General features: G+C 61.4%; 18 protein-coding genes. 9 read left to right on the plus strand and 9 right to left on the minus strand.

Going from position 1 to position 25,571, the window contains the following annotated elements:
- Nucleotides 1-21 precede the first annotated feature (21 nt).
- Complete coding sequence (locus J3P90_RS12280) at nucleotides 22-1,050, minus strand: alpha/beta hydrolase (protein ID WP_434647607.1); 1,029 nt, start codon at nucleotides 1,048-1,050, stop codon at nucleotides 22-24.
- A 24-nt stretch (nucleotides 1,051-1,074) separates the two neighbouring features.
- Nucleotides 1,075-1,416: a cyclophilin-like fold protein gene (locus tag J3P90_RS12285; RefSeq protein WP_434676460.1), complete on the minus strand. Its 342-nt coding sequence runs from the start codon at nucleotides 1,414-1,416 to the stop codon at nucleotides 1,075-1,077.
- Between the two features lie 230 nt (nucleotides 1,417-1,646).
- On the opposite strand from J3P90_RS12285, the gene J3P90_RS12290 reads away from it, so the two are divergent.
- Nucleotides 1,647-2,537: a LysR family transcriptional regulator gene (locus J3P90_RS12290; RefSeq protein WP_434605918.1), complete on the plus strand. Its 891-nt coding sequence runs from the start codon at nucleotides 1,647-1,649 to the stop codon at nucleotides 2,535-2,537.
- Nucleotides 2,538-2,784: 247 nt separating this feature from the next.
- On the opposite strand, the gene J3P90_RS12295 is transcribed toward J3P90_RS12290, so the two are convergent.
- Nucleotides 2,785-3,315: a hypothetical protein gene (locus tag J3P90_RS12295; protein WP_434605916.1), complete on the minus strand. Its 531-nt coding sequence runs from the start codon at nucleotides 3,313-3,315 to the stop codon at nucleotides 2,785-2,787.
- Nucleotides 3,302-5,191, minus strand: coding sequence for an RHS repeat domain-containing protein (locus J3P90_RS12300; protein ID WP_434676461.1), 1,890 nt, complete (start codon nucleotides 5,189-5,191; stop codon nucleotides 3,302-3,304). Before J3P90_RS12300 ends, J3P90_RS12295 begins: the two co-directional genes overlap by 14 nt.
- A 303-nt stretch (nucleotides 5,192-5,494) precedes the next feature.
- Here J3P90_RS12300 and J3P90_RS12305 point away from each other — a divergent pair, with 303 nt between their 5' ends.
- From J3P90_RS12305 to J3P90_RS12320, 4 genes are read left to right on the plus strand one after another with little or no spacing between them, the layout of a single operon-like run.
- Entirely contained in the window at nucleotides 5,495-5,977 is a 483-nt protein-coding gene (locus J3P90_RS12305) for a formate dehydrogenase subunit gamma (RefSeq protein ID WP_420763805.1), read from the plus strand.
- Nucleotides 5,971-7,530: a formate dehydrogenase beta subunit gene (locus J3P90_RS12310; protein ID WP_434676462.1), complete on the plus strand. Its 1,560-nt coding sequence runs from the start codon at nucleotides 5,971-5,973 to the stop codon at nucleotides 7,528-7,530. The genes J3P90_RS12305 and J3P90_RS12310 overlap by 7 nt, the downstream gene beginning before the upstream one ends.
- The gene (fdhF, locus tag J3P90_RS12315; RefSeq protein WP_434676463.1) at nucleotides 7,527-10,403 is read left to right on the plus strand and encodes a formate dehydrogenase subunit alpha; all 2,877 of its coding nucleotides are present in this window, start codon (nucleotides 7,527-7,529) and stop codon (nucleotides 10,401-10,403) included. Before J3P90_RS12310 ends, fdhF begins: the two co-directional genes overlap by 4 nt.
- Nucleotides 10,400-10,621 carry a formate dehydrogenase subunit delta gene (locus J3P90_RS12320; protein ID WP_434676464.1) on the plus strand — a complete coding sequence of 74 codons (222 nt, stop codon included), beginning with the start codon at nucleotides 10,400-10,402 and terminating at the stop codon, nucleotides 10,619-10,621. Before fdhF ends, J3P90_RS12320 begins: the two co-directional genes overlap by 4 nt.
- 907 nt (nucleotides 10,622-11,528) lie before the next feature.
- Here J3P90_RS12320 and J3P90_RS12325 read toward each other — a convergent pair.
- Entirely contained in the window at nucleotides 11,529-12,668 is a 1,140-nt protein-coding gene (locus J3P90_RS12325; protein ID WP_434676465.1) for an epoxide hydrolase family protein, read from the minus strand.
- A gap of 146 nt (nucleotides 12,669-12,814) precedes the next feature.
- Here J3P90_RS12325 and tspO point away from each other — a divergent pair, with 146 nt between their 5' ends.
- The gene (gene tspO / locus J3P90_RS12330; protein ID WP_434605905.1) at nucleotides 12,815-13,255 is read left to right on the plus strand and encodes a tryptophan-rich sensory protein TspO; all 441 of its coding nucleotides are present in this window, start codon (nucleotides 12,815-12,817) and stop codon (nucleotides 13,253-13,255) included.
- A 16-nt stretch (nucleotides 13,256-13,271) separates the two neighbouring features.
- Here the strand turns inward: tspO and J3P90_RS12335 are convergent, their stop codons facing one another.
- From J3P90_RS12335 to J3P90_RS12350, 4 genes are all read right to left on the minus strand, one after another.
- Nucleotides 13,272-14,303 (minus strand): HlyD family secretion protein, encoded by a 1,032-nt coding sequence (locus J3P90_RS12335; protein ID WP_434676466.1) that lies wholly within the window; start codon nucleotides 14,301-14,303, stop codon nucleotides 13,272-13,274.
- Nucleotides 14,304-14,309: 6 nt separating this feature from the next.
- A complete protein-coding gene (locus J3P90_RS12340) occupies nucleotides 14,310-15,875 on the minus strand; it encodes an MFS transporter (RefSeq protein ID WP_434676467.1) in 1,566 nt (521 codons plus the stop codon).
- The gene (locus tag J3P90_RS12345; RefSeq protein WP_434676468.1) at nucleotides 15,872-17,341 is read right to left on the minus strand and encodes an efflux transporter outer membrane subunit; all 1,470 of its coding nucleotides are present in this window, start codon (nucleotides 17,339-17,341) and stop codon (nucleotides 15,872-15,874) included. The genes J3P90_RS12340 and J3P90_RS12345 overlap by 4 nt, the downstream gene beginning before the upstream one ends.
- Nucleotides 17,342-17,518: 177 nt before the next feature.
- A complete protein-coding gene (locus J3P90_RS12350) occupies nucleotides 17,519-17,893 on the minus strand; it encodes a response regulator transcription factor (RefSeq protein WP_434559008.1) in 375 nt (124 codons plus the stop codon).
- Between the two features lie 463 nt (nucleotides 17,894-18,356).
- On the opposite strand from J3P90_RS12350, the gene J3P90_RS12355 reads away from it, so the two are divergent.
- The 3 genes from J3P90_RS12355 to J3P90_RS12365 all read left to right on the plus strand — a co-directional run bounded on the left by J3P90_RS12355 (nucleotide 18,357) and on the right by J3P90_RS12365 (nucleotide 25,279).
- Nucleotides 18,357-23,831 carry a trifunctional serine/threonine-protein kinase/ATP-binding protein/sensor histidine kinase gene (locus J3P90_RS12355; protein WP_434676469.1) on the plus strand — a complete coding sequence of 1,825 codons (5,475 nt, stop codon included), beginning with the start codon at nucleotides 18,357-18,359 and terminating at the stop codon, nucleotides 23,829-23,831.
- A gap of 113 nt (nucleotides 23,832-23,944) precedes the next feature.
- Nucleotides 23,945-24,544, plus strand: coding sequence for a lecithin retinol acyltransferase family protein (locus J3P90_RS12360; RefSeq protein WP_434559004.1), 600 nt, complete (start codon nucleotides 23,945-23,947; stop codon nucleotides 24,542-24,544).
- Nucleotides 24,545-24,631: 87 nt separating this feature from the next.
- The gene (locus tag J3P90_RS12365) at nucleotides 24,632-25,279 is read left to right on the plus strand and encodes a response regulator transcription factor (protein WP_434559002.1); all 648 of its coding nucleotides are present in this window, start codon (nucleotides 24,632-24,634) and stop codon (nucleotides 25,277-25,279) included.
- The last annotated feature ends 292 nt before the right edge of the window (nucleotides 25,280-25,571 follow it).

The raw sequence follows: 25,571 nt of genomic DNA on the forward strand, positions 1-25,571 counted from the left end.
TCGAACCTGGTTGCCGATATATCACTTCAGGCTGTTCTGAAAGAAACTCATCAACTTGTCAAACGGAATCAGATCGACCCGATCATAAAGATCCACATGCCCGGCCCCAGGGATGATCACCAGTTCCTTGGGCTGGCCGGCAAGTTTATAGGCCTCTTCGCTGAACTCCCTGGAGTGGGCATCGGCGCCGGCAATGAAGAGCATCGGGTGAGGTGAAATGGTCTCGATGTCATTGAGCGGGTAGAAGTTCATGAACTTGATGTTGCTGGTGAGCGTGGGGTGCGTAGTCAAGTCCCTGGACGAGCCGGATGGCGTGAACTCGCCGCGTGGGGTGCGGTAGAAGTCGAAGAATTCGCGTTGGATAGGGTGGGTGTTTTCATCCAGCTTGTGCACCGTACCGCTGGTGTACAGCGTTTCACCGCCGGCGAACTCGACGTTACGCTGCTGCGTTGCCTGAGCGATGATGGCTCGGCGTTGATCGAGCGTCTGGGAATGCTTCAACCCGTTGCGATTGACGCCGCCCATGTCATACATGCTCACGGTGGCGATGGCCTTCATGCGCGGGTCGATCTTGGCGGCACTGATCACGAAGCTGCCGCTGCCGCAGATACCGAGGGCGCCAATCCGTTCCTTGTCGACGAAAGGTTGGGCACTGAGATAGTCCACCGCCGCGCTGAAGTCCTCGGCGTAGATATCCGGCGAGACCGCGTTGCGTGGCCGACCCTCGCTTTCGCCCCAGAACGACAGGTCGAGAGAGAGGGTCACGAAGCCTTTTTCCGCCATCTTCGTCGCATATAGATTCGCGCTCTGTTCCTTCACCGCGCCCATTGGATGGCCCACGACAATTGCCGGATTGCTTGTCTTGCCGTTGAGTTTTTTCGGGATGAACAGGTTGCCTGCCACCTTCATCTGGTACTGGTTCCTGAAGCTGACCTTTTTCACGGTCACTTCGTCGCTGGTGTAGAAATTGTCTGCGCCGTTGGACATATCGGCTCCTATCGCTGAAAGAGACATGACGAAAAGCGTTAATAGGACGAGGATCTTTTTCATGGGTGGACCTGTCGATGCGGGTTATCAATCGTGGGAGAACGTCACTCGCACGGTGCCTGGGCCCAATGCCTGAGCGAGTCCCGAGGTGTCGTTCACGTGACCGAGGTGCGTATAGGCGTAGGTCGAGTCGAAATCCTTGTAGAACACGACCAGGGTGTCCTTGCCGTACAGCATCAGGTCGCCGTTGCGGATGGTTCCCGGCCTGCTCGCCGTGGCGGGCAGCGTTTGGGGGAGGGTGGCGTATTTCTCGTTGCGATTGAGATCGCTCATCTCCAGTGCCAATGGCGATAGCGCGACAAACCTCTGGGCAGCGGCGTTGTCAGCCACGGTAATGGCGAAACGCTGTGCACCGACGGTCATCCACATTGCCGTTTGCTCCGTGAGGGAAGATGCCAACGCAGCACCGTTGAGCGTTGCGTGGTTGCCAAGTACGAGCATGGCCAGCGGCAACACAAGCCGGCCCGACCTTATCGCCGTTGTGCAGGGGTTCTTTTTCATAGGGGCCATGGTGACCTGCGCACAGTAAAGCGACTAGCTAATGAATGCTTAATAAGGCTATAAGCAAAGCTAATCAAACTGCTTGAAGTGCTTTCGCCATGGTCAAAAGAAATCTCAACGATCTGCTGTCTTTCGTCACCGTGGCGAGGGAGGGCAGTTTCACCCGGGCTGCCGGCGCATTGGGCGTCACCCAATCGGCGCTGAGCCAGGCGATCAGTGGTCTGGAGGCACGCCTGCAGATCCGCCTGCTCACGCGCACCACCCGCAGCGTGTCGCCGACCATCGCGGGGGAGCGCCTGCTGCAGGCCATCGGCAATCGTTTCGATGAGATCGAAGCCGAGCTGGCTATGCTCACGGAAATGCGTGACAAGCCCGCAGGCATTGTTCGCATCACCTGCGGCGACCACGTCTTGCGCACCACTTTGCTGCCGAAACTGACTGGGTTGCTGCATGACTATCCGGACATCAACGTTGAATTTGACGTCAGTTACGGCTTCCGTGACATCGTCGCGGACCGTTTCGATGCCGGGGTACGCTTGGGCGACACCATCGACAAGGACATGGTGGCAGTGCCGATAGGTCCTGAATTGCGAATGGCTGCCGTGGCTTCACCTGGTTACTTCGACACCCGCGCCATTCCCAAGAGCCCCCGCGACCTGCTCGGCCATCGCTGTATCAACCAGCGCATGCCGACTTCTGGCGGGCTTTATGTCTGGGATTTCGAGCGGCGCGGCAAGCAGGTCAACGTCCGAGTAGACGGCCAGCTCATCTTCAATACCTCGACCCACATCGTTGACGCCGCGTTGGCCGGACTGGGCATTGCGTACCTGCCGGAAGAGGAATTCGAACCGCACCTGGAGGCGGGCCGGCTGGTGCGCGTACTGGAGGATTGGTGCCCACCATTTCCAGGCTACTATCTGTACTATCCCAGCCGACGGCAGCCTTCGCCTGCCTTCACCCTGGTTGCCAATGCATTGCGCAACGTCTGAGAGTAAAACGCTACGCCAGTCAGCCGGAACCTATGCATCGTCTCAAGCGGGCTAGATCGATAGGTCATTTCGGCGCGAGTGTTTTGGTCAGGATGTGTTGCTCTTGTGGCGAGACGGGAGTCCTTTTTCGTGGAGATCTGTGGGCTGATAAGAACTGCTGTTGCACTGAAACCGGGCGCTCCAATACCTCTAAAGAAACGTTACGGCTTGGAGAAAGCCGTAACGTTAGTGACTCATATACTAGTTCTTATGAGAATCTCGATATCCACCAAGTGATATAGGCTTCGAGGTGATTGTTTGACCATGATATGTATTTCAACCCTTGGTGGTTGGTCAGGTGTTTTATAGTCAGCGCCTCGGATTTACTTGCTGGATACCTTTCAAATACCGTATCTGAAGCTTTTGGGAAGTAGGAAATGGCAAATAATCGTCCATTTATAAAGCTGAATTGCGCAGATCCAGTATCGTTGTCTATTTTATAGTTGGATACTTCAAATATTTTTAAAGAAAATTTTTTTCGTAGAAGGCCGCTGTTCTTTTCTGAGCTTTCTAGGATTACTGGCTTGTAGCCTTCCGCCTCAAGAAAACTCAATGTCTGATCAACAAAGCCGCAGCTATTTAAGTTGTTTGTTAGCAGAGGTGGAGTGCCCTCGCAGGCAAGTTCAATGTTTACGGGTTCTTTGTATCTGAGTTGAAAGGCAGCAAAAAATACAACCGCTAGAGCAACCAATACTGCTGTTCTTTTCGATATTTTAAGAATGATGTTAATAGTATGCACCTTCAGAGCTTGCCTCTGTCCTTAAAATTCCATTGTTAAGAAATGTCATGCAGCTTTGGGGGCAGTTTTCTGGGGGGTTGTTGCCCTTGGCTGCGCATATACCTGCTTGGTTGTTAAAATCATCCATGGCTCTTTCGCTGGGATTTTGTCCAAAATTGGATATTTCATTTGCCCAGCCTGCGAACTGGCTTACTGTTTCTCCCCAGTTCGATGAGGCGATCATGCAGGATGCAACACAATGTCTATACGCATCTTGAGGCCCATTGTGCATGCCAGGTAATTTACTATTTTGCGCTTCGGTTTCAGCTTTTGTGGACCACTCAAAAATAGATTCCAAGCCTAATGGGTCAACCTGTTTTAGCGGATTGCCATTTACATAGCTGTAGGTGTTCAGTCCACCCGCCAACCCAATCGGATCACTCTGCACATAGCGTCCAGTTTTAGGGTCGTAATCACGAAAATAGTTATAGTGGAGTCCAGTCTCGACATCGTAGTACTGACCGGGAAAGCGCAGATTGATCTCCAGTTGTCCGCTGGCTTCCTTTGTACCAAATGCATCGGAAACCCATTCCCATACCTTGGTCCGCGCTGCGTTCGTTGCGATTCGAGGTGTGTTGAGGTGATCGCTATGGAGGTAGAACGGGGTGCTGTTTGCTGGCGCGCCTGTTGCGCCGTAGCTCATACTGATCCCGCCCAAGGGCACCCCTTCGAGCCAGATATAAAACTGACTTTTCAGCTTCTTGCCATGCTTATCGAATAAATGCTCGCCAAGGAGTTCGCCATTTAATCCGTAGATGAACGTTGTCGTGCCTTGAGGGATGATTTTCTGGCTGCGTTGGCCGAGAGCGTTGTAGCGGAACCGAGCCTTGATAACCCCCTTGATTTTCACTTTGCTCAGGCGATTCTGCTCGTCGTAGGAAAACTGACGATTAGCGCGGTCTGCGGTCAGGTTGCCTGCCGCGTCGAAGTCTACCGAGTGGGTGCCTGCCTGCGTCAACCGATTGTTGCTCGCCCCATACCGATAAGACGTGCCAGCGGTGATACGTAACTCGCCGTCAATCAAAGTGCTGAGCGCTTTTCGGGTGCGGTTCCCCGCCGGATCATAAACGTAAGTCATCCGGTTGAAAGCAGTAGATTCCCCTATCAGGCGATCCAGTGAGTCATAGCTGTAGCCATGGTTGTCGACTGAGTCGCGTTGCAATTGAGTCATGTTTCCCTGGCCGTCGTAAGTATAGGTCTTGCTCTGGCCGGCAACGGTTTGAGCGGTCAGCCGGTAGTCCAGATCGTAGGTACGTTGAAGCGTAGCCCCGTTGGCCCAGGTCAGGTTTTTAAGCGGACCGAAAGGTTGATACGTGATGTGACTGGCAAATGCGGTTGGCTGCCCTGTGCCGCGCCGGATCTGCACTTGGCTGATTTGTCCTGCGGTGTTGCGTGAGTAGACGATGCCAAAATCCGCCGGATAGTCGATGCTGCTCAATCGATTGGCGACATCGTATCCATAGCCGATTTGTTCTGGCTGAGTGGCTGTGTTTGCAGGCGCTGTTTGCCGCTGGGCTGTAACGTTGCCTTGGGCGTCGTAGGTGTAATTCAGCACCCCGTTGACATCCTCCACGGCTGTCAGTCGGCCGATGCCTTTGTTACCGGCGGCAATCGAATCGTAGTGGAACTGAACGTCCAATGCCGGGTTCGTCGAATAGCGGCGGGCGGTCAGGCGATTGAGCGCATCGTAGGTAAAAGTCGTGACCACACCACGCGCGTCCACCTGTTGCGTCACGTTGCCTGCGGCATCGTGCTGGTAGTGAGTGGCGCCGCTGTCAGGGCTGTTCACCCGCGTCAGGTTTCCCAGGCCGTCGCTGACAGTCAGGAAAACGGCCAATAGCCACCGATCGCTGTGCGTCGCCTACAATCATTTGTGCATTTGACCTCCTGTGGGCGCAGGACAACTTTTCACGCCTGGTCGCTTTCAGAACACGTTTAGTCGTCCATGTGCAATCGCCACCCCCCGGGAGTGGCAAGCTGTGAAGATGCCCCGGACCCAGTGCGCCAAAGACACTTGGCCGGCGAGCAAGAATGGCGATCGGATTTGCCACGTAACCGTGACGTGGGCCGCACGCCGCAGCCAAGACTCCGAACGGCCACCGCCACGCGGCGCTGTCGTTCGAGATGCCGAGGTACGTTTATGCCTGATGAGACGCTTCACCTGCCTCTGATTCACGACGTGCTGGCGCGCAAGAAGGACACCCCCGGTGCCTTGTTGCCCATCCTCCATGCCATCCAGGAAGGGTGCGGGTACGTTCCCGACACCGCCGTCCCTGAAATCGCCCATGCCCTCAACCTCAGCCAGGCTGAAGTGCGCGGGGTGATCAGCTTCTACCATGACTTTCGCACCACGCCACCGGCGCGCCACACCCTGCGCCTGTGCCGGGCGGAGTCGTGCCAGAGCATGGGGGCCGAGGGGCTGGCTGCGCAGTTGCGCGAACAGCTTTCGCTGGATGACCACGGCACCAGCGCCGATGGAGCGATCAGCCTGCGACCCGTCTATTGCCTGGGCGCCTGCGTCTGTTCGCCGGCCCTGGAGCTGGACGGGGAACTGCATGCGCGGCTGACCCCGGAGCGCCTGCGCCAATTGGTGAATGGCTGCCTGGAGGATGGCCCATGCTGACCCTCTGCATTCCCCGTGATTCAGTGGCCCGCGCCGTCGGTGCGGACAAGGTGGCCGATGCGCTGGTCCGCGAGGCCGAGCGGCGTCAATTGCCATTGCAGGTGTTGCGCACCAGTTCCCGTGGGCTTTATTGGCTGGAACCGTTGGTGGAGCTGGACACGCCAGAAGGACGCTTGGGTTTTGGCCCAGTCACGGCCCAGGACGTACCGGGCCTGCTCGACGCGCTGGCGGGTGATCCTGGTAGCCATCCATCGGCATTGGGATTGGTTGAGCACATTCCCTACCTCAAGAGCCAGCAACGCCTGTTATTTGCCCGTGCCGGCATCACTCAACCTTTGTCCCTCGATGACTACCGCGCCCGGGGCGGGTTCCTTGGCCTGGCCCGGGCGATCCAGACGGATGGCGCCGAGGTGGTCGCCCAGGTGCTCGACTCTGGCCTGCGTGGCCGGGGTGGGGCGGCTTTCCCGGCGGGCATCAAGTGGCGCACCGTGCGCGACGCTCCGGGGCCGCAGAAGTACGTGGTATGCAATGCGGACGAAGGCGACTCCGGCACCTTTGCCGACCGCATGCTGATGGAAGGCGACCCGTTCCTGCTGATCGAAGGCATGATCATCGCCGGCATCGCCGTCGGCGCGACTATGGGTTACATCTACGTGCGCTCGGAATACCCCGACGCCGTCAGCACCTTGAACGAAGCACTGCGCATCGCCCGCGAGGCCGGTTACCTGGGAACCGATGTGGCCGGCAGCGGCCGCGCCTTCGAGCTTGAAGTCCGGGTTGGCGCCGGCGCCTATATCTGTGGTGAGGAAACGGCGCTGCTCGAATCCCTCGAAGGCAAGCGCGGCACGGTGCGCGCCAAGCCGCCGCTGCCGGCGTTGCAGGGCCTGTTTGGCTTGCCGACGCTGGTGCACAACGTGGTGACGCTGGCCTCGGTGCCGGTGATCCTGGAGAAGGGCGCGCAGTTCTATCGCGATTTCGGCATGGGTCGTTCCCTGGGAACCATGCCGTTTCAATTGGCCGGCAACGTTCGCCGTGGCGGCCTGGTTGAGAGAGCGTTCGGCCTGAGCCTGCGCGAATTGGTGGAAGAATATGGCGGCGGCACCGCTAGCGGTCGTCCGCTGAAGGCCGCGCAAGTCGGCGGGCCGTTGGGCGCCTGGGTGCCGCCAGCGCAGTTCGACACGCCATTGGACTACGAGGCGTTCGCCGCCATGGGCGCAATGCTCGGCCACGGTGGCGTGGTGGTCGCCGATGACAGCCTGGACATGGCCAGGATGGCCCGGTTTGCCTTGCAGTTCTGCGCGGAGGAATCCTGCGGCAAATGCACGCCGTGCCGCATCGGCTCGACCCGTGGCGTCGAGGTGGTGGATCGCCTGCTCGCCAGCACCGATGCCCATGCCCGTCAGGACCAGGCGCTGTTGCTGCAAGACCTGTGCGACACGCTGCAATACGGCTCGCTTTGTGCCCTCGGTGGGATGACGTCCTACCCCGTCGCCAGCGCCCTCAAGCATTTCCCCGCCGACTTCGGTCTGGCGACCTCGGAGGCCGACCAATGATCACCATTTTCGATCCAGCCAGCGACATCGACCTGGGCACCCCGGCCCGCGAGAGCGACGTGCAGGTCAGCCTGACCATCGACGGGCGCGAAATCAGGGTTCCGTCCGGTACCTCGGTGATGCGCGCGGCGGCCCTGGTCGGCACCACCATCCCCAAACTGTGCGCCACCGACAGCATGGAAGCCTTCGGCTCCTGCCGCATGTGCCTGGTGGAAATCGATGGCATGCGCGGCTATCCGGCCTCGTGCACGACGCCGGTGACCGACGGCATGGTGGTCCGCACGCAGACGTCCAAGCTCGCCACGCTGCGCCGCAATGTGATGGAACTGTACATTTCCGATCACCCGCTGGACTGCCTGACATGCCCGGCCAACGGCAACTGCGAACTGCAGACTGTGGCGGGGCAGGTGGGTTTGCGTGAGGTGCGCTACGGCTACGAAGGGGCCAATCACCTGGCCGAAGCCAAGGATGTGTCCAACCCGTATTTCGATTACGACCCGAGCAAGTGCATCGTCTGCAGTCGCTGCGTGCGCGCCTGCGAGGAAATCCAGGGCACCTTCGCCCTGACCATCAGCGGGCGCGGCTTCGACTCCCGAGTAGAAGCGGCTGGCGGCGAGAACTTCCTCGATTCCGAATGCGTGTCCTGCGGCGCCTGCGTCCAGGCCTGCCCGACGGCCACACTGATCGACAAAAGCGTCGTGGAGATCGGCCAGCCGGAACGCAGCGTTGTCACCACCTGCGCCTATTGCGGCGTGGGTTGTTCGTTCCGCGCCGAGATGAAAGGCGAACAACTGGTGCGCATGGTCCCGGACAAGAACGGCCAGGCCAACCACGGCCACTCCTGCGTCAAGGGCCGCTTCGCCTGGGGCTACGCCACGCACCCGGACCGCATCACCAAGCCGATGATCCGCAAGCACATCAGCGACCCGTGGCAGGAAGTCAGCTGGGATGAGGCGGTCACCTACGCCGCCAGCGAACTGCGGCGCATCCAGCTCAAGTACGGGCGCGATTCCATCGGCGGCATCACCTCCAGCCGTTGCACCAACGAAGAAACCTACCTGGTGCAGAAACTGGTGCGCACCGCGTTCGGCAACAACAACGTCGACACCTGCGCGCGGGTCTGCCATTCGCCGACCGGCTATGGCCTTAAGCAAACCTTGGGCGAGTCCGCCGGCACGCAGAATTTCGACTCGGTGATGAAGGCCGACGTCATCCTGGTGATGGGCGCCAACCCTACCGATGCACACCCGGTGTTCGGCTCCCAGCTCAAGCGTCGCTTGCGCCAGGGCGCACGTCTGATTGTCATCGACCCACGGCGCATCGACCTGGTGGATTCACCCCACGCCCGCGCCGAGCTGCATTTGCAACTGCGTCCAGGCACCAACGTGGCGATGCTCAACGCGTTGGCCCATGTGATCGCCACCGAGGGTTTGATTGACCAACCCTTTGTCGAGGCCCGTTGCGAGGCGACGGATTTCGCTCGCTGGCGCGATTTCGTCAGCCTGCCGGAAAATGCCCCCGAAGTCCTCGGCCCTGTCTGCGGCGTGCCTGCCGAGCAGATCCGCGCCGCCGCAAGGGTCTACGCCACGGGCGGCAACGCAGCCATCTATTATGGCCTCGGCGTCACCGAACACAGCCAGGGCAGCACGTCGGTGATGGGCATTGCCAACCTGGCCATGGCCACCGGCAATATCGGTCGCGAAGGCGTCGGGGTGAACCCGTTGCGTGGGCAGAACAACGTCCAGGGCTCTTGCGACATGGGCTCCTTTCCCCACGAACTGCCCGGCTACCGGCACATCTCCAACGAAACGGTGCGCGCCCAGTTCGAACAGGCTTGGAACGTGACCCTGCAACCCGATCCGGGCCTGCGCATCCCGAACATGTTCGAGGCGGCGCTGGACGGGACCTTCAAGGCGCTTTATTGCCAAGGCGAAGACATCGCCCAGAGCGACCCCAATACCCAGCACGTCACCGCGGCCCTGACCGCCCTTGAATGCGTGATCGTCCAGGACATCTTCCTCAACGAAACGGCCAAGTTCGCCCACGTGTTCCTGCCGGGCAGCTCGTTTCTGGAAAAGGACGGCACCTTCACCAATGCCGAGCGCCGCATCTCCCGCGTGCGCAAGGTCATGGACCCGTTGGCCGGCAAGGCCGATTGGGAAGCCACCGTCGCCCTGGCCGATGCCCTGGGCTACAAAATGGACTACCGCCATCCCTCGGAAATCATGGATGAAATCGCCCGTTTGACGCCGACCTTCAGCCGCGTCAGCTACGCCGAACTGGAGCGTCATGGCAGCCTGCAATGGCCGTGCAACGACGCCGCGCCGGACGGCACGCCGACCATGCACATGGAGGCATTCGTGCGGGGCAAAGGGCGTTTCATGCTCACCGGCTACGTGCCCACCGACGAGAAGGTCAACGGTCGTTATCCGCTATTGCTGACCACCGGGCGCATCCTCAGCCAGTACAACGTCGGCGCCCAGACCCGGCGCACCGACAACGTCGCCTGGCACGAGGAAGATCGCCTGGAAATCCACCCGACCGACGCCGAGAACCGCGGTATCGCCGAAGACGATTGGGTCGGCATCAGCAGCCGCGCCGGGCAGACCGTGCTGCGGGCCAAGGTCACCGAGCGGGTGGCGCCGGGCGTGGTCTACACCACGTTCCACTTCCCCGAATCCGGCGCCAACGTGATCACCACCGACAACTCCGACTGGGCCACCAACTGCCCGGAATACAAGGTGACGGCGGTGGAAATCGTGCGGGTCAGCCAGCCTTCGGAATGGCAGAAGCGGTATCAGGCCTTCAGCGACGAACAACGCCGCTTGCTCAAGGAGCGCCGTCAAGGGGAAAAGGCCGAGGTGCGTCGATGAGCGCTCAGAACCTGATCAAAATGGCCAACGAGATCGCCCGGTATTTCGCCACCGAGCCTGACCAGGCGCTGGCGGTGAATGGCGTTCGGCAGCACATCAAGAACTTCTGGACACCAGGCATGCGCCGGGACTTGGGGGCATGGCAGGAAAAACATCCGGATGCGGTGCTACATCCATTGGTGTTGGCGGCGTTGAAAGAGCCGGAGGAGGCGGCCTGACGCACAACCCCGACGGGAGCAAGCAATCCCCGTGGCGAGGGAGCTTGCTCCCGCTCGGTGGCGCAGCCGCCGCAAAACCGGGCGCTGCGGTGTGTCTGGAGAAATGGAGCCGCTGATGTGGGGCCGCTTCGCAGCCCAGCGGGAGCAAGCTCCCTCGCCACGGGTGCAACGCTGCTTGGTCACAGGCCCGACGCGAAACCTGTGGGAGCGAGCTTGCTCGCGATGACATTCGATCAATCAATATTTCCACTGGCTGACACGGCGCCATCGCGAGCAAGCTCGCTCCCACAGTGCTGTTTGCTTCGAGATCGCGTCGTTCGATAACGCCGAATACGTCCATCGCCCTCAGCCCTTACAACCGACCTGTAGAACGCCCCAATCCCCGTGGCGAGGGAGCTTGCTCCCGCTCGGTGGCGCAGCCGCCGCAAAACCGGGCGATGCGGTGTGTCTGGAGAAATGGAGTCGCTGATGTGGGGCCGCTTCGCAGCCCAGCGGGAGCAAGCTCCCTCGCCACGGGGTGCAACGCTGCTTGGTCACAGGCCCGACGCGAAACCTGTGGGAGCGAGCTTGCTCGCGATGACATTCGATCAATCAATATTTTCACTGGCTGACACGGCGCCATCGCGAGCAAGCTCGCTCCCACAGTGCTGTTTGCTTCGAGATCGCGTCGTTCGATAACGCCGAATACGTCCATCGCCCTCAGCCCTTACAACCGACCTGTAGAACGCCCCAATCCCCGTGGCGAGGGAGCTTGCTCCCGCTCGGTGGCGCAGCCGCCGCAAAACCGGGCGCTGCGGTGTGTCTGGAGAAATGGAGTCGCTAATGTGGGGCCGCTTCGCAGCCCAGCGGGAGCAAGCTCCCTCGCCACGGGTCGTCATTTCCTACGAGATTTTCGGACCGCCTCGGCTCATCGCAAGTCCCGGAAAACCCCCCGAATATCCTCCGCCAACAACTCAGGCTGCTCCAACGCCGCAAAATGACCGCCCCGGGGCATCTGCGTCCAGTGCTGGACGTTGTAGCCACGCTCCACCCAACTGCGTGGCGGCAGCGGCAGCTCCTTGGGAAACAGCGCGACCCCCAACGGCGGCTTTATTCGCTCACCGCTGGCAAGCACCAGAGGTCGGCGGCTGCCTTCAACGTAGGGGCGAAACGACGAGCCAATGCAGTTGGTCAGCCAGTAGAGCGTCACATTGGTCAGCAACCATTCGCGGTCGATGGGGGCGCTCGGATCGCACCACGACAAAATCTTCTCGCCCATCCAGGCGAGCAGTCCCGCAGGTGAGTCGTTCAAGCCCACGGCCAGGCTTTGCGGCTTGGTTCGCTGGATATGCGCATAGGCACCTTCGGCTTCGCTGAACGCCGCGGCGCGTTGCAGGAATGCGGTTTCCTCTTCGCTCAGAGGCGGGTCGGTTTCGCCCAGCGGCGGGCGGTACGCGCCGGGAATGTAGTTGAGGTGGATGCCGGTCAGACGCTCGGCAAAGCGCACGCCCAACCAACTGGTGACAGCCGCGCCGACATCGCCGCCCTGGGCACCGAACCGCTCGTAACCCAGCCCGGTCATCAGCTCGCTCCATAATCCGGCCACTTCATAAGGCCCGCACCCGGTTTGCATGAACGGCGCCGAAAAGGTGTAGCCCGGCAAGGACGGTACCACCACATCAAAAGCATCGGCCGGGTCGCCGCCATGGCTGGCGGGGTCCGTCAGCAGCTCGATGACGCGCTGCATCTCGATGAACGAGCCGGGCCAGCCGTGGGTAAGCACCAGCGGCATCGGATTGGGCCCGATGCCGCGCTGGTGGACGAAGTGAATCTCTTGCTCGCCCAACGTGGCGACGAAGTGCGGCAGGCGATTGAGCGCCGCTTCCTGGGCCCGCCAGTCGAAGTTTGTGGACCATTGGGCGAGCAGATCGCGCAGCACGTCCACGTCCATGCCTTCGCTCCAGCCCACGCCGGCCAAGGGCTCTGGCAACCGGGTGCGACGCAGGCGATCATGCAGGTCGTCAAGCGCGCTGTCAGGGACGGCGATGGAGAAAGGTCGGACGAACATGTTTTGCTCCAGACGGGTGGTTTATTGAATTTATCAGACCGCCGTCGAGTCTTTGAAAAATGGACACCGCAACGGATCGGCGACCAGTCGCTGCCTGCCGACGTATTCCATTACCTCAGACAGCTGACACCAGCTAAGGACGGACAATGACCTTCTTTATTTTTCTCATCGCCTGCTGTGCTGCTGCGAGTACCGGCGTCATTTTCAAACCGGGCCAATGGTACGAATCCCTCGTCAAACCCAGCTTCACACCGCCCAACTGGATGTTCCCGGTGGCCTGGTCGATTATTTACCTGCTGCTTGCCTGGGCAGGGTACCGCTTGAGCCTGATACCGGGAAGCCAGTTGGTGTTGGCTTTATGGGCGGCGCAAATTGCGCTCAACACGTTATGGACGCCGGTGTTTTTCGGGGCGCATCAGATTCTCGCCGGCATGGTGATCATCGCGTTGCTCTGGCTCGTGGTGGCGGCGATGGTGGTGTTGGCACTGCGTTTGGACGTGATCACCGGGCTGATCCTGTTTCCCTACCTGGCGTGGCTATGCGTGGCTGCTGCGCTGAACTTCTCCATCCTGCGCAACAACCGTTGACGAGCTTGTTGAAACGCTAGTCCCCCACACGAATATGCGGCGTGACGGACATCCCCACCCGCAGCTTCCTGGCAGCGGGCTGGTCGGGGGCAATGTGGATTCGTACCGGCAGGCGCTGGACGATCTTGGTGAAGTTCCCGGTCGCGTTGTGTGGCGCAACGGCCGAATAACTCACGCCACTGGCCGGCCCCAGGCTTTGCACCGTGCCTTGCAACGCTTCGCCCGGCAATGCGTCCACTTCGATGTCCACCACCTGTCCGGTCTCAACCCGCGCCAGTTGCGTCTCGCGAAAGTTCGCGGTGATGTAGACGGCGTCGAGCGGGACGATGGCCAGCAACGGTTTGCCCGCATTGACGAAGGCACCGACCCGTACCGATTTCTGCCCGATCATGCCGCTGATCGGTGCCGTGATCCGGGTGTAGGACAGCTGCAGTTGCGCGATGGATTGCGTGGCCTCGGCATGGGCGAGGGTCGCCACGGCTTTTTCCAGGTCGGCCTTGAGGATATCCACTTGTTGCCGGGCAGCTTGCAGACCCGCCTCGCTCTTGTCCCGGCGTGCCTGCTGGATGCTCAGTTGCGCTTCGGCCTGTTGCCGTGCCTGCACGGTGCCCGAGCCGTCATTGGCCAGGTTGCGATACCGCGTCTGGTTGGCAGTCGCCAACTTGACCGCGGCCTCGTCTGCCGCCAGCGCAGCCTGGGCCTGGCGAATGGCGGTGGCCTGCCGGGCCAGGTGTGCCTGCAAGCTGGCGATACCGGCCCGGGCACTGGCGACCTGGGCTGTCGCCGCGCTCAGCGCCGCCACGAAATCACGGTCGTCGATGGTCGCCAGCAAGTCGCCCTTGGCCACCGGTTGGTCGTGTTCGACCCATACCGAAGCCACCGTGCCCGACACTTGCGGCGCTACCGTGGTGAAGTCGGCGTGGACATAAGCATCGTCGGTCGACTGGATGGCGGCAGCCGACTCGGGTCGGTTGAGGTAGGCGGCCCCGCTGATCGCCACGGTGAGCAGCAATGCAATGATGAGCTTGGCTTTCTTGGGTAATGCCATGATGGGTCACCGATGGGAGGAAGAAGGGGGCGAGGCGGTCCGTATGACCGGGGCAGGGATGAAGCTCAGGCGCAGCACCAGCGGAATCAGCAGCACGGCCAGTGCGCCCAGGACGCGGTAGGCGTCGGCGATAGACAGCACCAGCGCCTGCCCGCCGATGAGCATCATCAGTTGCTGTGGATCGGGCATGGACGGCAAGGCGCCGCCCACCATGGCCGTGTGGTCCAGCAGCATTTCCGAGTGGAAACGTGCGCGCAATACCATCAACTGCCCGACCAGCGCAGCGCCGGCCAGGGACCCGAAGGCGCGCACTGTATTGATGGTGCCGGAGAAAAAAGGCCCCTCGGCAGGCTGCACCACGCTGGTGATCAGAAACAGCATCGACACCACGGCCATGGGTTGCCCCAGCGATTGCAGCGTTTGCGCCATGACGAATTGTTCGCGGTTCCAGTCGCTGGTCAATTGCGCGCCACACAGGCACGCCAGGGCAATCAGGCACAACCCCGCGGCGAAGACCAGGCGCGCATCGACCCACTTCTGGTAGAGCAGCAGCGCCACCAGGGGGCCCAGGATCAACTGCGGCAGCGCCACGATCAGGCCAATGGAGGCCATCTGGAAGGGCCGATAATCCTGGAGCGTGGCCAGATAGCTGGCGGGCAACAGCGAGCTGGACATCAGCACCACCAGCAAGCAGAGAAACAAGGTGCAGCCCAGCCCCAGGTTGCGCCGCCCCAGGACTCGCAATTTGATGAAGGGCGAGGGGTGATACCACTCGGTCAACAAGTAGATCACCAGCAATGCCAGGCCGGCCAGCAGCGAGGAGGTGACCAGCGGCGAATTGAACCAGTCCAGGCGCGTGCCTTGGTCCAGTGCCACCGTGATCAGGCCGAAGGCCGGCACCGCGAATGCCATGCCCAGCCAGTTGGCATGCCCGAAACGCTGGGGTTGGATGGGTTCTTTGGGCAATCCCCAGCCAATCAATGCCGCAGCGATACAGGCCAGCGGAATGATCTGCCAGTACACCCAGCGCCAGTCCTGCAGGCCATCCGTCCAATGGCCGGCCAGCCAGATGGACAGGTTGGGCGCGAAGGTGGCGGTCATGGCATACAGCGCCAACCCATACAGCCGTATCGATGGCGGCAAGAATTTCAGCGCAGCCATCATCAGCAAGGGGATCGTCATGCCACTGGCGAGGCCTTGAACAAAGCGCAACGCCAGCAGCAGGTCCAGGTCCCGGATGAAGGGCAATATCGCCGCCAGCGCGGTACAAGTGCCCAACACCCACAGTTCGAGTCGGCGGACCGAAAGCGTCATGGCAAACCAGGCCGCAAACGGCATGGCGATCAGTTCACCGGCGCTATACGCCGTGGTGAGCCAGGAGGCGTCGTCCAGGCCGAAGCCCAACGCGCCCCTCACGTCCGCCAGGGCCAATGCACCGACGCGGATGTTCAGTCCCGCCATCATTGCCGCCAGGAAGATGCCCAGCAGGCCGACCAACGGCCGCTTCGAGGCCCCGCCGTGGGGCGCTTCGCTGACAGCGACGGCGGCCGTCGGCAAGGCCATGCTGTTCATCGAACCTGCTCCGGATCCCAGCCGCCGCCCAGGGATTTGTACAGATTGACCACGGTGAGGGTGGCGTTGGTCGCGCTGGTGTTGAGGTGGGTCTGGCTGGCCAACAAGTTGAGTTGCGCCGTGAGGACGCTCAGATAGTCGGCGGCGCCTTGTTGATAGCCACGCTCCGCCGCGTCCAGTGCCTCCCTGTTCTGTTCGTACGAAACCTGCAGCTCGTCGTGCTGGCGCCGTTGAGCAGCCCAGGCGTCCAAGGCATTGTCTACCTCGTGCCAGGCTTGCAGCACGGTCTGGCGATAGGCGAGGGCGGCGGTTTTTTGCCGCGATTCGTTCAGGGCCAAGCGCTGCATCAGGCGGCCACCCTCGAAGATGGGCAGGTAGACGGTCGGCCCGACCGAAAACATCCGCGAGTCCCAACTGGTGAGGTCGCCGCTGTCGAAAGCCTCCACGCCGATGCGGCCTTTCAAGCCGATACGCGGATAGAAATCAGCCTTGGCCACGCCGATAGCCGCCGTGGCAGCGTGGAGTTGCGCCTCGGCGCGCAGGATATCCGCGCGCCGGTGGGCCAGTTCCGACGGCACGCCCAGCGGAATGCGTGCAGGCAGCGACGGCAGGGGCATGGCCTGGCGCAGTTGCGCATCGAGGGCTCGCGGTTGTTCACCCATGAGCAGGGCAAGGGCGTTCATCTGGGCGTTACGACGCTGGGCCAGCTCGGGAAGCAGGGCTTTGACCGTCGCCAACTGCGCGCGGGCCGATGAGGTTTCGAAGCGTGTCGCCACGCCGTTGCGTTCGCGGCTTTCGGCCAGGGCCAGGGTGCGTTCGGCAACCACTTGGTTCTGCCGGGCAATGTCCAGTTGTGCCTGGGTCCCGCGTAACTGCAGATACGTGCGCGCCACTTCGGCGGCCAGCGCCACCCTTACGGCTTCGCGATCGTACAGCGAGGCCTGGACTGTCGCCTCGGCACCTTCGCGCGAACGTCGGGCCCGGCCCCAGAGGTCGATTTCCCAGTTCGCATCGAAACCCAGCTGCCAGAAATTGCTGGGATCGGTGGGAGCCCCCAGGGCGGCGAATTTGCCATGCTCGCTTAGCCCCTCGCGGGCGTAGCTGGCGTTGGCGCCGACAATGGGCAACAGCTGCGACGCGACGATGCCCAGCCGTGCGCGGCTTTGCTCGATGCGTTCGGCGGCCATTTGCAAGTCAAGGTTTCCCTCCAGCGTGCGCGCCAGCAACTGGGTGAGCAGGGCGTCATTGAACAGCCGCCACCATTGCATGGGCACGGCCGCAGTGGAGGAGCGAGGCTCGCCGTGGTGTTCCTGGCGGGGCGTCAGTTGCGCGGCGTCCAATCCGTTTTCAGGCCTGATGAAATCCGGGCCCACCATGCAGCCCGCCAGGCAAGCAGCGCCAAGCGCCGCGGTGATGGCGGGGAAGCGAGTGCGTAGGTACTGGGGTAATTCGTCGAAGCCTGACATAGCCAGATCCCCGCAATGTGCGGCGTCAGCCGAAGAGCCTCCGCCATGGGGTCGATAGATTCGTGACTCCATGTTATCGACGGGTTGCCCCAGGCACACTTCTACCTCGGTTCAGCGAAACCATACGTGGGATAGGCGGGGATATACGCAAGTATGAGCAGGAACCGATCCCGTTGATCAGTGGGGCTGACCGAGGGCTTTTGCGATGCAGTCCAGCAACCTTCTGGCATCGCAGGGCTTGGGCAGGCAATCCACCAGCCCCGACGTGTTGGCGGCCAGTTCCGGGTACGCCGTAATGAACAGGGTAGGGATACGCACCTTGTTTTTCAGCAGGTGCCGATGCAACTCGATGCCGCTCATGCCCGGCATCTGTATGTCGCAAACCAGGCAGCCGGTTTGCGCGGGCGCTTCTGAATCGAGGAATTCCCTGGCGCTGCGATACGTACGGACCTGATGGCCGCTGGACCGCAACAGGCTATTGAGCGCCGTGCGTACGGATTCATCGTCATCGATGACTGCGATCGTCTTGTTGCACACGGGGGTGTCTTCCATGGGATCGCTCGTAACAGCGCCGGTTTTCAATTCACCATACGCGGTCCGTCCAGGCGCAAAAGTATACCTATGTATATCCGGCTAAGACCTAAGGTGCGCGCGCCCCTGGCGGCATGCAACCAACGGATGCCCAAGTCATACGCGGGCAGGAATGACTGGCGGGGAATTTCACATAGACTGGCGCCGCATCGTCGGCCTGCGTGGTCATTCAACTGCCGTATCCGCTGTGTCCGAGGCCCGTCATCGCCGTTGAAAAAAATATGGGAAGGGCACAGGCGAGGCGCTAATCTAAACGACGGCAATACGATCCGTCCCGGAACCCGACATGAACGCTTTTCGTCGAGTCGCCGGCGCAGCCATGGAAGCCGAACCCTGGCCTTGGCAATTGCGGCACGACACTGGATGGCAGCTCGACGGTAAATGCAACTGAACCCCTCTTGCTCCAGTGCCGATGGAAACCCGCATGCAAACACAATGGGACGATGGCGAGCGTATCTTCTGCCGGGAACGACGCCCAGGTGCCGACGGCGATAAACCTGTCCTGGTGGTTCGGCCCGCCACCCGCCAGCCGCGGCCCGATTGCCTTGAGCGTCTTGCTCATGAATTCGGCCTGAGGGACCAGTTGGATGCTTCGTGGTGCGTACAGCCCCTGGAATGGATCAGTGAAGGTCCTCAAGTGCAACTGGTCGCCAGCGACCCGGGTGGTTTGCCGCTGTTGCAATTGCTCACCTCGCCCTTGGAGACGACCCGGTTCTTGCAGCTCGCGGTGAGCATTGCCGTCGCATTGGGCAAGCTTCACGAGCGTGGCCTGATCCATAAGGACATCAAGCCCAGCCATATCCTGGTGGATTGCGACGACGGCCAGGCCCGGCTCACCGGGTTCGGCATGACGTCACGCTTGCCCCGCGAGCGGCAGGCTCCCGAGACGCTTGCCGGGACGCTGGCCTACATGGCGCCCGAACAGACCGGCAGGATGAATCGCTCGATCGACTCGCGCAGTGATCTCTATTCTTTCGGCGTCACGCTCTACCAGATGTTGACCGGCTCGCTGCCGTTCACGGCATCAGACCCGATCGAATGGGTGCATTGCCATATCGCCAAGAGGCCGCTGGCGCCCAACGAGCGGATCCAAACCATTCCCGACATGCTGTCGCGGATCGTCATGAAGCTGCTCGCCAAGACCGCCGAGGAACGCTACCAGACGGCCGCGAGCGTAGAGCACGACCTGCGTCAGTGCCTGGCGCATTGGCGGCAGTGGCGTCGCATCGAAGATTTTGCATTGGGCGAGCAAGGCGGCTCAGACCGCCTTTTGATTCCCGAGAAACTCTATGGACGCGAGCCCGAGGTCCAAGCGTTGGTAAGCGCGTTCAACCGGGTGGTTGAACGTGGCGCGCCGGAACTCGTACTGGTCACGGGGTATTCCGGGATTGGTAAATCTTCCGTGGTCAACGAGCTGCACAAGGTACTCGTGCCGCCAAGGGGGTTGTTCGCCCGTGGCAAGTTCGATCAGTACCGGCGCGATATTCCCTATTCGACGCTGATCCAGGCGTTTCAGAGCCTGGTGCGTACGCTGTTGGGCAAGAGCGATGCCGAGTTGGCCGGTTGGCGCGATGCATTGCGCCAGGCCCTGGACCCCAACGCACGGCTGATGACGGACCTGATCCCTGAACTGAGGCTGATCGTCGGGGAGCCGCCTGCGGTGCTGGCACTCGATCCCCAGCAGGAGCAACGGCGTTTCCTGCTGGTGTTGCGCCGTTTTATCGGTGTGTTCGCCCGCCGCGAGCATCCCCTGGCGCTGTTTCTCGACGACTTGCAATGGCTTGACGCGGCGACGCTCGACCTGCTGGAAGACCTGCTGAGCAGCGACGACGTGCAATATCTGCTGCTGGTCGGTGCGTACCGCAGCAACGAAGTGGATGCGACGCACCCGCTGTCAGGCAAACTCAAGACGCTGCGCAGCGTCGGCGGCAAGGTCAGCGAAATCATGCTCTCACCGCTCGCCAAGGGGCATATCGAGCAATTGATCGCCGAGGCGCTGCATGACGAGCCTGCTCGCATCGAGCCGTTGGCGCAGTTGGTGCTGGACAAGACCGCGGGCAATCCGTTCTTCGTGATCCAGTTCTTGCAGGCGCTCGCCGATGAGCACTTGCTGGCGTTCGATCATGGCAGCCGACAGTGGTGGTGGGACCCGGATCGGATTCACGCCAAGGGGTACACCGACAACATCGTCGACTTGATGAGCGGCAAGCTGGCGCGCCTGCCGGCCCAGACGCAGCAGGCCTTGCAGCAGCTTGCTTGCATGGGGAACGTCTGCGGGCTGAACGCACTGGCAATTATCCTTGAGGTCCCCAGAGCGCAAATCCGCACGGTCCTCTGGGAGGCGGTCCGCCAGGAACTGGTAGAGCGCCGCGACGGTGCTTACGGTTTTGTCCACGACCGTATCCATGAAGCGGCCTACTTGATGATCCCCCCAAAGTCACGCGCCTCGGCCCATTTGAAAATCGGCCGGCTGCTGGCCCGGCAGACCGCTCCCGAGGGCCGGGACGAGGCGATATTCGACATCGTGGGCCAGCTCAACCTCGGCGCCGGGTTGCTCGTCGATCAGGCCGAGCGAGAGGAGCTGGCCGCGCTCAACTTGCTCGCCGGCCAACGGGCCAAGGCGTCGACGGCCTATGCGTCGGCGCTCAATTACCTGGCCCATGGTGCCCAGCTGCTGGGCGATGACAGTTGGACGCATCGGCACGGCTTGAATTTCGCCCTTGAGCTGAACAGGGCCGAATGCGAGTTCCTCACCGGCCAGCTCGCCATTGCCGACGAGCGGCTGACGGCGCTGGCCAATCGCGCCATGACGGTGAGCGAACGGGCCAGCGTCGCCTGCCTGTTGATGGATGTGTACTTGCTGATGGATCGCAGCGACGGCGCGGTGTCGGTGTGTCTCGCGTATTTGCGGCATGTCGGCATTCACTGGGCCGCGCAGCCAAGTGACGAGGCCGTGCGCCAGGAATACGACCGCATCGCCACATTGCTCGGCGATCGGGCCATCGAGGATTTGATCGATCTGCCCTTGATGGAAGACGCGACCGCGTTGGAGACCGTCAATGCGCTGAGCAAGCTCTTCGCCCCGGCACTGCAAAGTGACGCGAACCTGGCGGACCTGTTGATTTGCAAGGCCATCACCTTGAGCCTGGAACGCGGCAATTGCGACGCGTCCTGTGTGCTCTATGCCAATCTGTTCAGGGTCGCGGGCCGGCGGTTCGGCGACCACGAGGTGGGGTTCCGTTTCGGGCAGCTGGGCTGCGGCCTTGTCGAGCACCGTGGCATGACTCGATTCGAAGCCAGCACCTATCTGTGCTTCTCTTGCTTTGCCATGCGCTGGATGAGACCGGTCGGACAATGCCGCGACCTCTTGCGTCGTTCGTTTGCGGCTGCGAACCGGATCGGGGACCTGCCGTACGGTGCTTACGCGGGCAACAACCTCACTGCGGATCTGCTCTTCGCCGGGGAACCGCTGCCCAAGGTACAAGATGAAGCCGAGCGTGGCCTGGACTATGCGAGGAAGGTGCGTTTCGGGCTGGTGACGGATTTCATCGTCACGCAATTGCTGCTGATCCGGATGCTTCGCGGCCAGACGTCGATCTTCGGGCGCCTGGATGACGACGAACTGGACGAGGTGACCACCGAATCCCATTTGTCCAGCAATCCGGACCTGGTCCTGGCTGAATGCTTGTACTGGGTTCGCAAGCTACAGGCCCGCTGTATGGCCGACGAGCCAGAAGCGGCCTTGGCCGCTGCCGAAAAAGCGCGCCGGTTGCTCTGGGTTTGCCAGTCCTTTTTCGAGGAAGCCGAATATCACTTTTTCGGTGCCCTGGCCCATGCTGCCGTTTATGACAAAGCCCCTGCGGATCAGCGAGGGGCGCATCTGGACGCAATGAAGGAGGGCCATGGACAGCTTCAGGCCTGGGCGCAGCAGTGCCCGGACAACTTTGCCAGCCGCGCCGCACTGGTGGGCGCGGAGATTGCCCGTGTCGAAGGGCGGCCAATCGATGCCGAGCTGCTTTACGAACACGCCATGAACCTCGCCCGGCAAAGCGGCTTCGTCCATGTCGAGGCGCTTGCCAACGAACTAGCCTCACGTTTCTACGCCGCCCGTGGCCTTGGGAAAATCGCTCGCATGTATATGCAGGACGCCTGCTACGGCTATCTGCGTTGGGGAGCCGACGGCAAGGTTCGACAGCTCGAAGCCCGGTATCCGTGGCTGCGCGAAACAGAACCCGCGCCCGGCCCGGCGACTACGATGGCGACTCCGGTGGAACACCTGGACATCGCCACCGTGCTCAAAGTCTCTCAGGCAGTGTCAGGAGAAATCGTCCTGGAGAAGCTGATCGATCGGGTGATGGCCACGGCCATCGAGCAAGCCGGCGCTGAGCGCGGCCTGCTGATCCTGTCCACTGGCGAGGGGCACCGGATCGCGGCGCAAGCGACGACCGGCGGGACCACGACGCAACTGCGTGACGAGCCGGTCAGTACGGCGCTGTTGCCGGAGTCGATTTTTTACCATGTGCTGCGGACCCAGGAGAGCGTGTTTCTCGACGACGCCATGGGCCCGGCTGCCGCGACGTTTGCCGCCGATCCCTACTTTCGCCAACGTCCGGTGCGGTCGATCCTGTGCCTGCCGTTGATCAACCAGGCCGCGCTGGTGGGCGTGCTGTATCTGGAAAACAGCCTTGCCGCCCATGTATTCAGTCCGAACCGGCTCACCATCCTGAATCTGGTGGCGTCTCGCGCGGCCATCTCCCTGGAAAACGCTCGTCTGTACCGAGAGGTGGCCGAACGGGAGGCAAAGATCCGTCGTCTCGTCGATGCCAACATCATCGGGATTCTGGTCTGGAATGCCGAGGGCGACATCATCGAAGCCAACGACGCATTCCTGCGCATGGTGGGCTATGAGCGCGAAGACCTTGCCTCCGGCCGGCTGCGTTGGCGGGACCTGACGGTGCCGGAGCATCGCGAGCTGAGCGAGCGTTCTTTGGCCCAGGCCCTGCGCACCGGGCAAGCCTGCCCGTACGAGAAGGAGTACTTCAGGAAAGACGGCAGCCGTCTGCCGGTGATCGTTGGCCTGGCCATGTTCGAAGCCAGCAGCCGGGAAGGCGTGGCCTTTGTGCTGGATCTGACCGAGCGCCGACAGGCCGAGGAGAAGATTCGCGAAAGCGAGCGTCGCTATCGCGAAGTGCAGGCCGAACTGGCCCATGCAAACCGAGTCGCGACGATGGGCCAGTTGGTCGCCTCGATCGCCCATGAGGTCAACCAGCCGATCGCCGCGACCATCCTCAATGCCGACGCCGCCCTGCGTTGGCTCAACGCCCAGCCGCCGGAAATCGAGGAAGTCCGGCAGATTCTCGGGCATCTGGTCTTCGATGCCAATCGAGCCGCCGATGTGCTGGGGCGAATCCGCGAGCACATTCGCAAGGCTCCACCGCAGAAAGGGCCGCTGGACATCAACGCAGCCATCGAGGAAATGGTCGAGTTCAGCCGCAGCCAGATCATCAAGAGTGGCGCCTCGATCCAAACACACCTGGCCGACGCGCTGCCTGCTATCGACGGGGATCGCGTGGAGCTGCAACAGGTGCTGCTCAACCTGATCATGAACGCATTGGAGGCCATGAGCGCCATCGGTGAAAGCGAGCGGCACTTGTCGATCAGTTCCGGGCTGGACGATGCCGGTTGCGTGTGGGTGAAGGTCTGCGATTCGGGGCCGGGCTTTGCCTTGGGATGCGCGGAACGGGTGTTCGCATCGTTCTACACCACCAAGGCTTCGGGCCTTGGGCTGGGATTATCCATCTGTCGATCGATCATCGAAGCCCACGGCGGCTGTTTGCAGGCGCACGCCAACCAGCCCCGTGGGGCTGTCCTCGAGTTCTCGCTGCCCGTTGCTCGCTAATACCAAGGTTTACACGCTGCATATCAATCGATCAGTGAACCAATCCCACGTACAAATGATCCCCGCCAACCCGAGCGATACAGTGATTGCCATGGGTTGCGGAGGATCTGGCAATGAAACTGACAGGCATCGCGGCGGATGAATTTTCGTCACTTCGTTCAATAGTGCTTATCTGCCTGGCGTTGGTAGCGGCCAACGTCTCCTACCGTTTGGTTGTGCCGGTGCCGGCAGGCGTGACTCTGGAACCCCGCCACGGCACCAAAAGGCCCGGAGGGCTGGCGATCGATTCGCTGAGGTTGGTCGATATCAGCGCCTTGGGCGAGGTGCCCATCGGGGCGCATCTGATCAGTCCGCGCCGTTTCTATATCCATCACGGGATTTACCTGGGCGCCGGAAGCGTTGCCCATTATTCGGGGTTCAGTGGCGCGCTGGAAGCGGGGCCCATCGAAGTGACCGATCTGGAGCATTTCGCCAGTGGCAGGCCGGTGTGGATCATCCAACAACCCGCCCGCTATCCGGCCAACGAAGTGGCCCGTCGGGCCCGCTCCAGGTTGGGCGAAAACCGCTACAGTCTCCTGGCCAACAACTGCGAACATTTCTGCACCTGGTGCCTTACCGGGAAGGGCTACAGTGCCCAGGTCGGCGCGTATTGGCACCGGCCGCGCGAGTTCCTGGCAACGATTACCGCACTGAAGGCTCTTTTCGTTGCGTGACGCTACCGATTGCGCCTCGTCAGGCCCACTTCGGCGTCGAAGGCGCTGTGCTAGGCTTTTTCAATCCACCCTGCGAGAGAATCGTGCATGAACGGCAATATCAAAAACAATGAGCCGGGCAGCGAAGGTCCTGTTGTGTTCGTGCTGGACGACGATGCGTCCATACGTTGTGCATTGAGCAATCTCCTGCGCTCTGTCGGCATGCGCGTCGAGACATTCGCGTCCACCGCCGAGTTTCTCCAGCGGCCCAAACCCGATTGCGCCAGTTGCCTGGTACTCGATGTCCGGTTGCAGGGCAGTAGCGGGCTGGATTTCCAGCGCCAGTTGGCGGCGTCGAATATCAGGATTCCCATCATCTTCATTACCGGTCACGGCGACATTGAAATGTCCGTCAAGGCGATGAAGGCCGGCGCCATGGACTTTTTGGCTAAACCGTTTCGCGAACAGGATTTGCTGGACGCCGTGTCAGCTGCGCTTGAGGCGGACGTCAAACGGCGGGAAATCGAGCAGCAGCTTTGCGGCTTGCATACGCGTTACCAGACGTTGACGGCGCGCGAGAAGGAGGTCATGGCCCTGGCCGCCAAGGGACTGATGAACAAACAGATCGCCGGACAGATGAACCTGAGCGAGATTACCGTGAAAATCCATCGCGCCCATGCCATGAAGAAAATGCACGCCAAGTCGTTCGCCGACCTGGTGCGGATGGCTGAAACCCTCGGCGCAGAACCTGCCTAACGCGCCAAACCTGTGGGAGCGAGCTTGCTCGCGATGGCCGTAAGGCAGTCAAATCGATGCGACTGGTCCGCCAACATCGCGAGCAAGCTCGCTGCCACAGCAAAGCCCGATCCCGAACCGCCGCCGTTTTGCTCTATCCCTCGCAAAAAATCCCGCTTCCCCTCTGGCACTAACCTGCGACTACGTTGTCAGTACTTGGCCGCCGTAGGGCCGACGTTCGGCTCATATAGCGACAATGTCAGCTACATGACGCCCTTTTTTTGACGCCTTCGGGGCAAAGACTCGCATGGAT

The organism is Pseudomonas sp. D3-10, assembly GCF_051132175.1.
In the GTDB taxonomy this organism is placed as follows: domain Bacteria; phylum Pseudomonadota; class Gammaproteobacteria; order Pseudomonadales; family Pseudomonadaceae; genus Aquipseudomonas.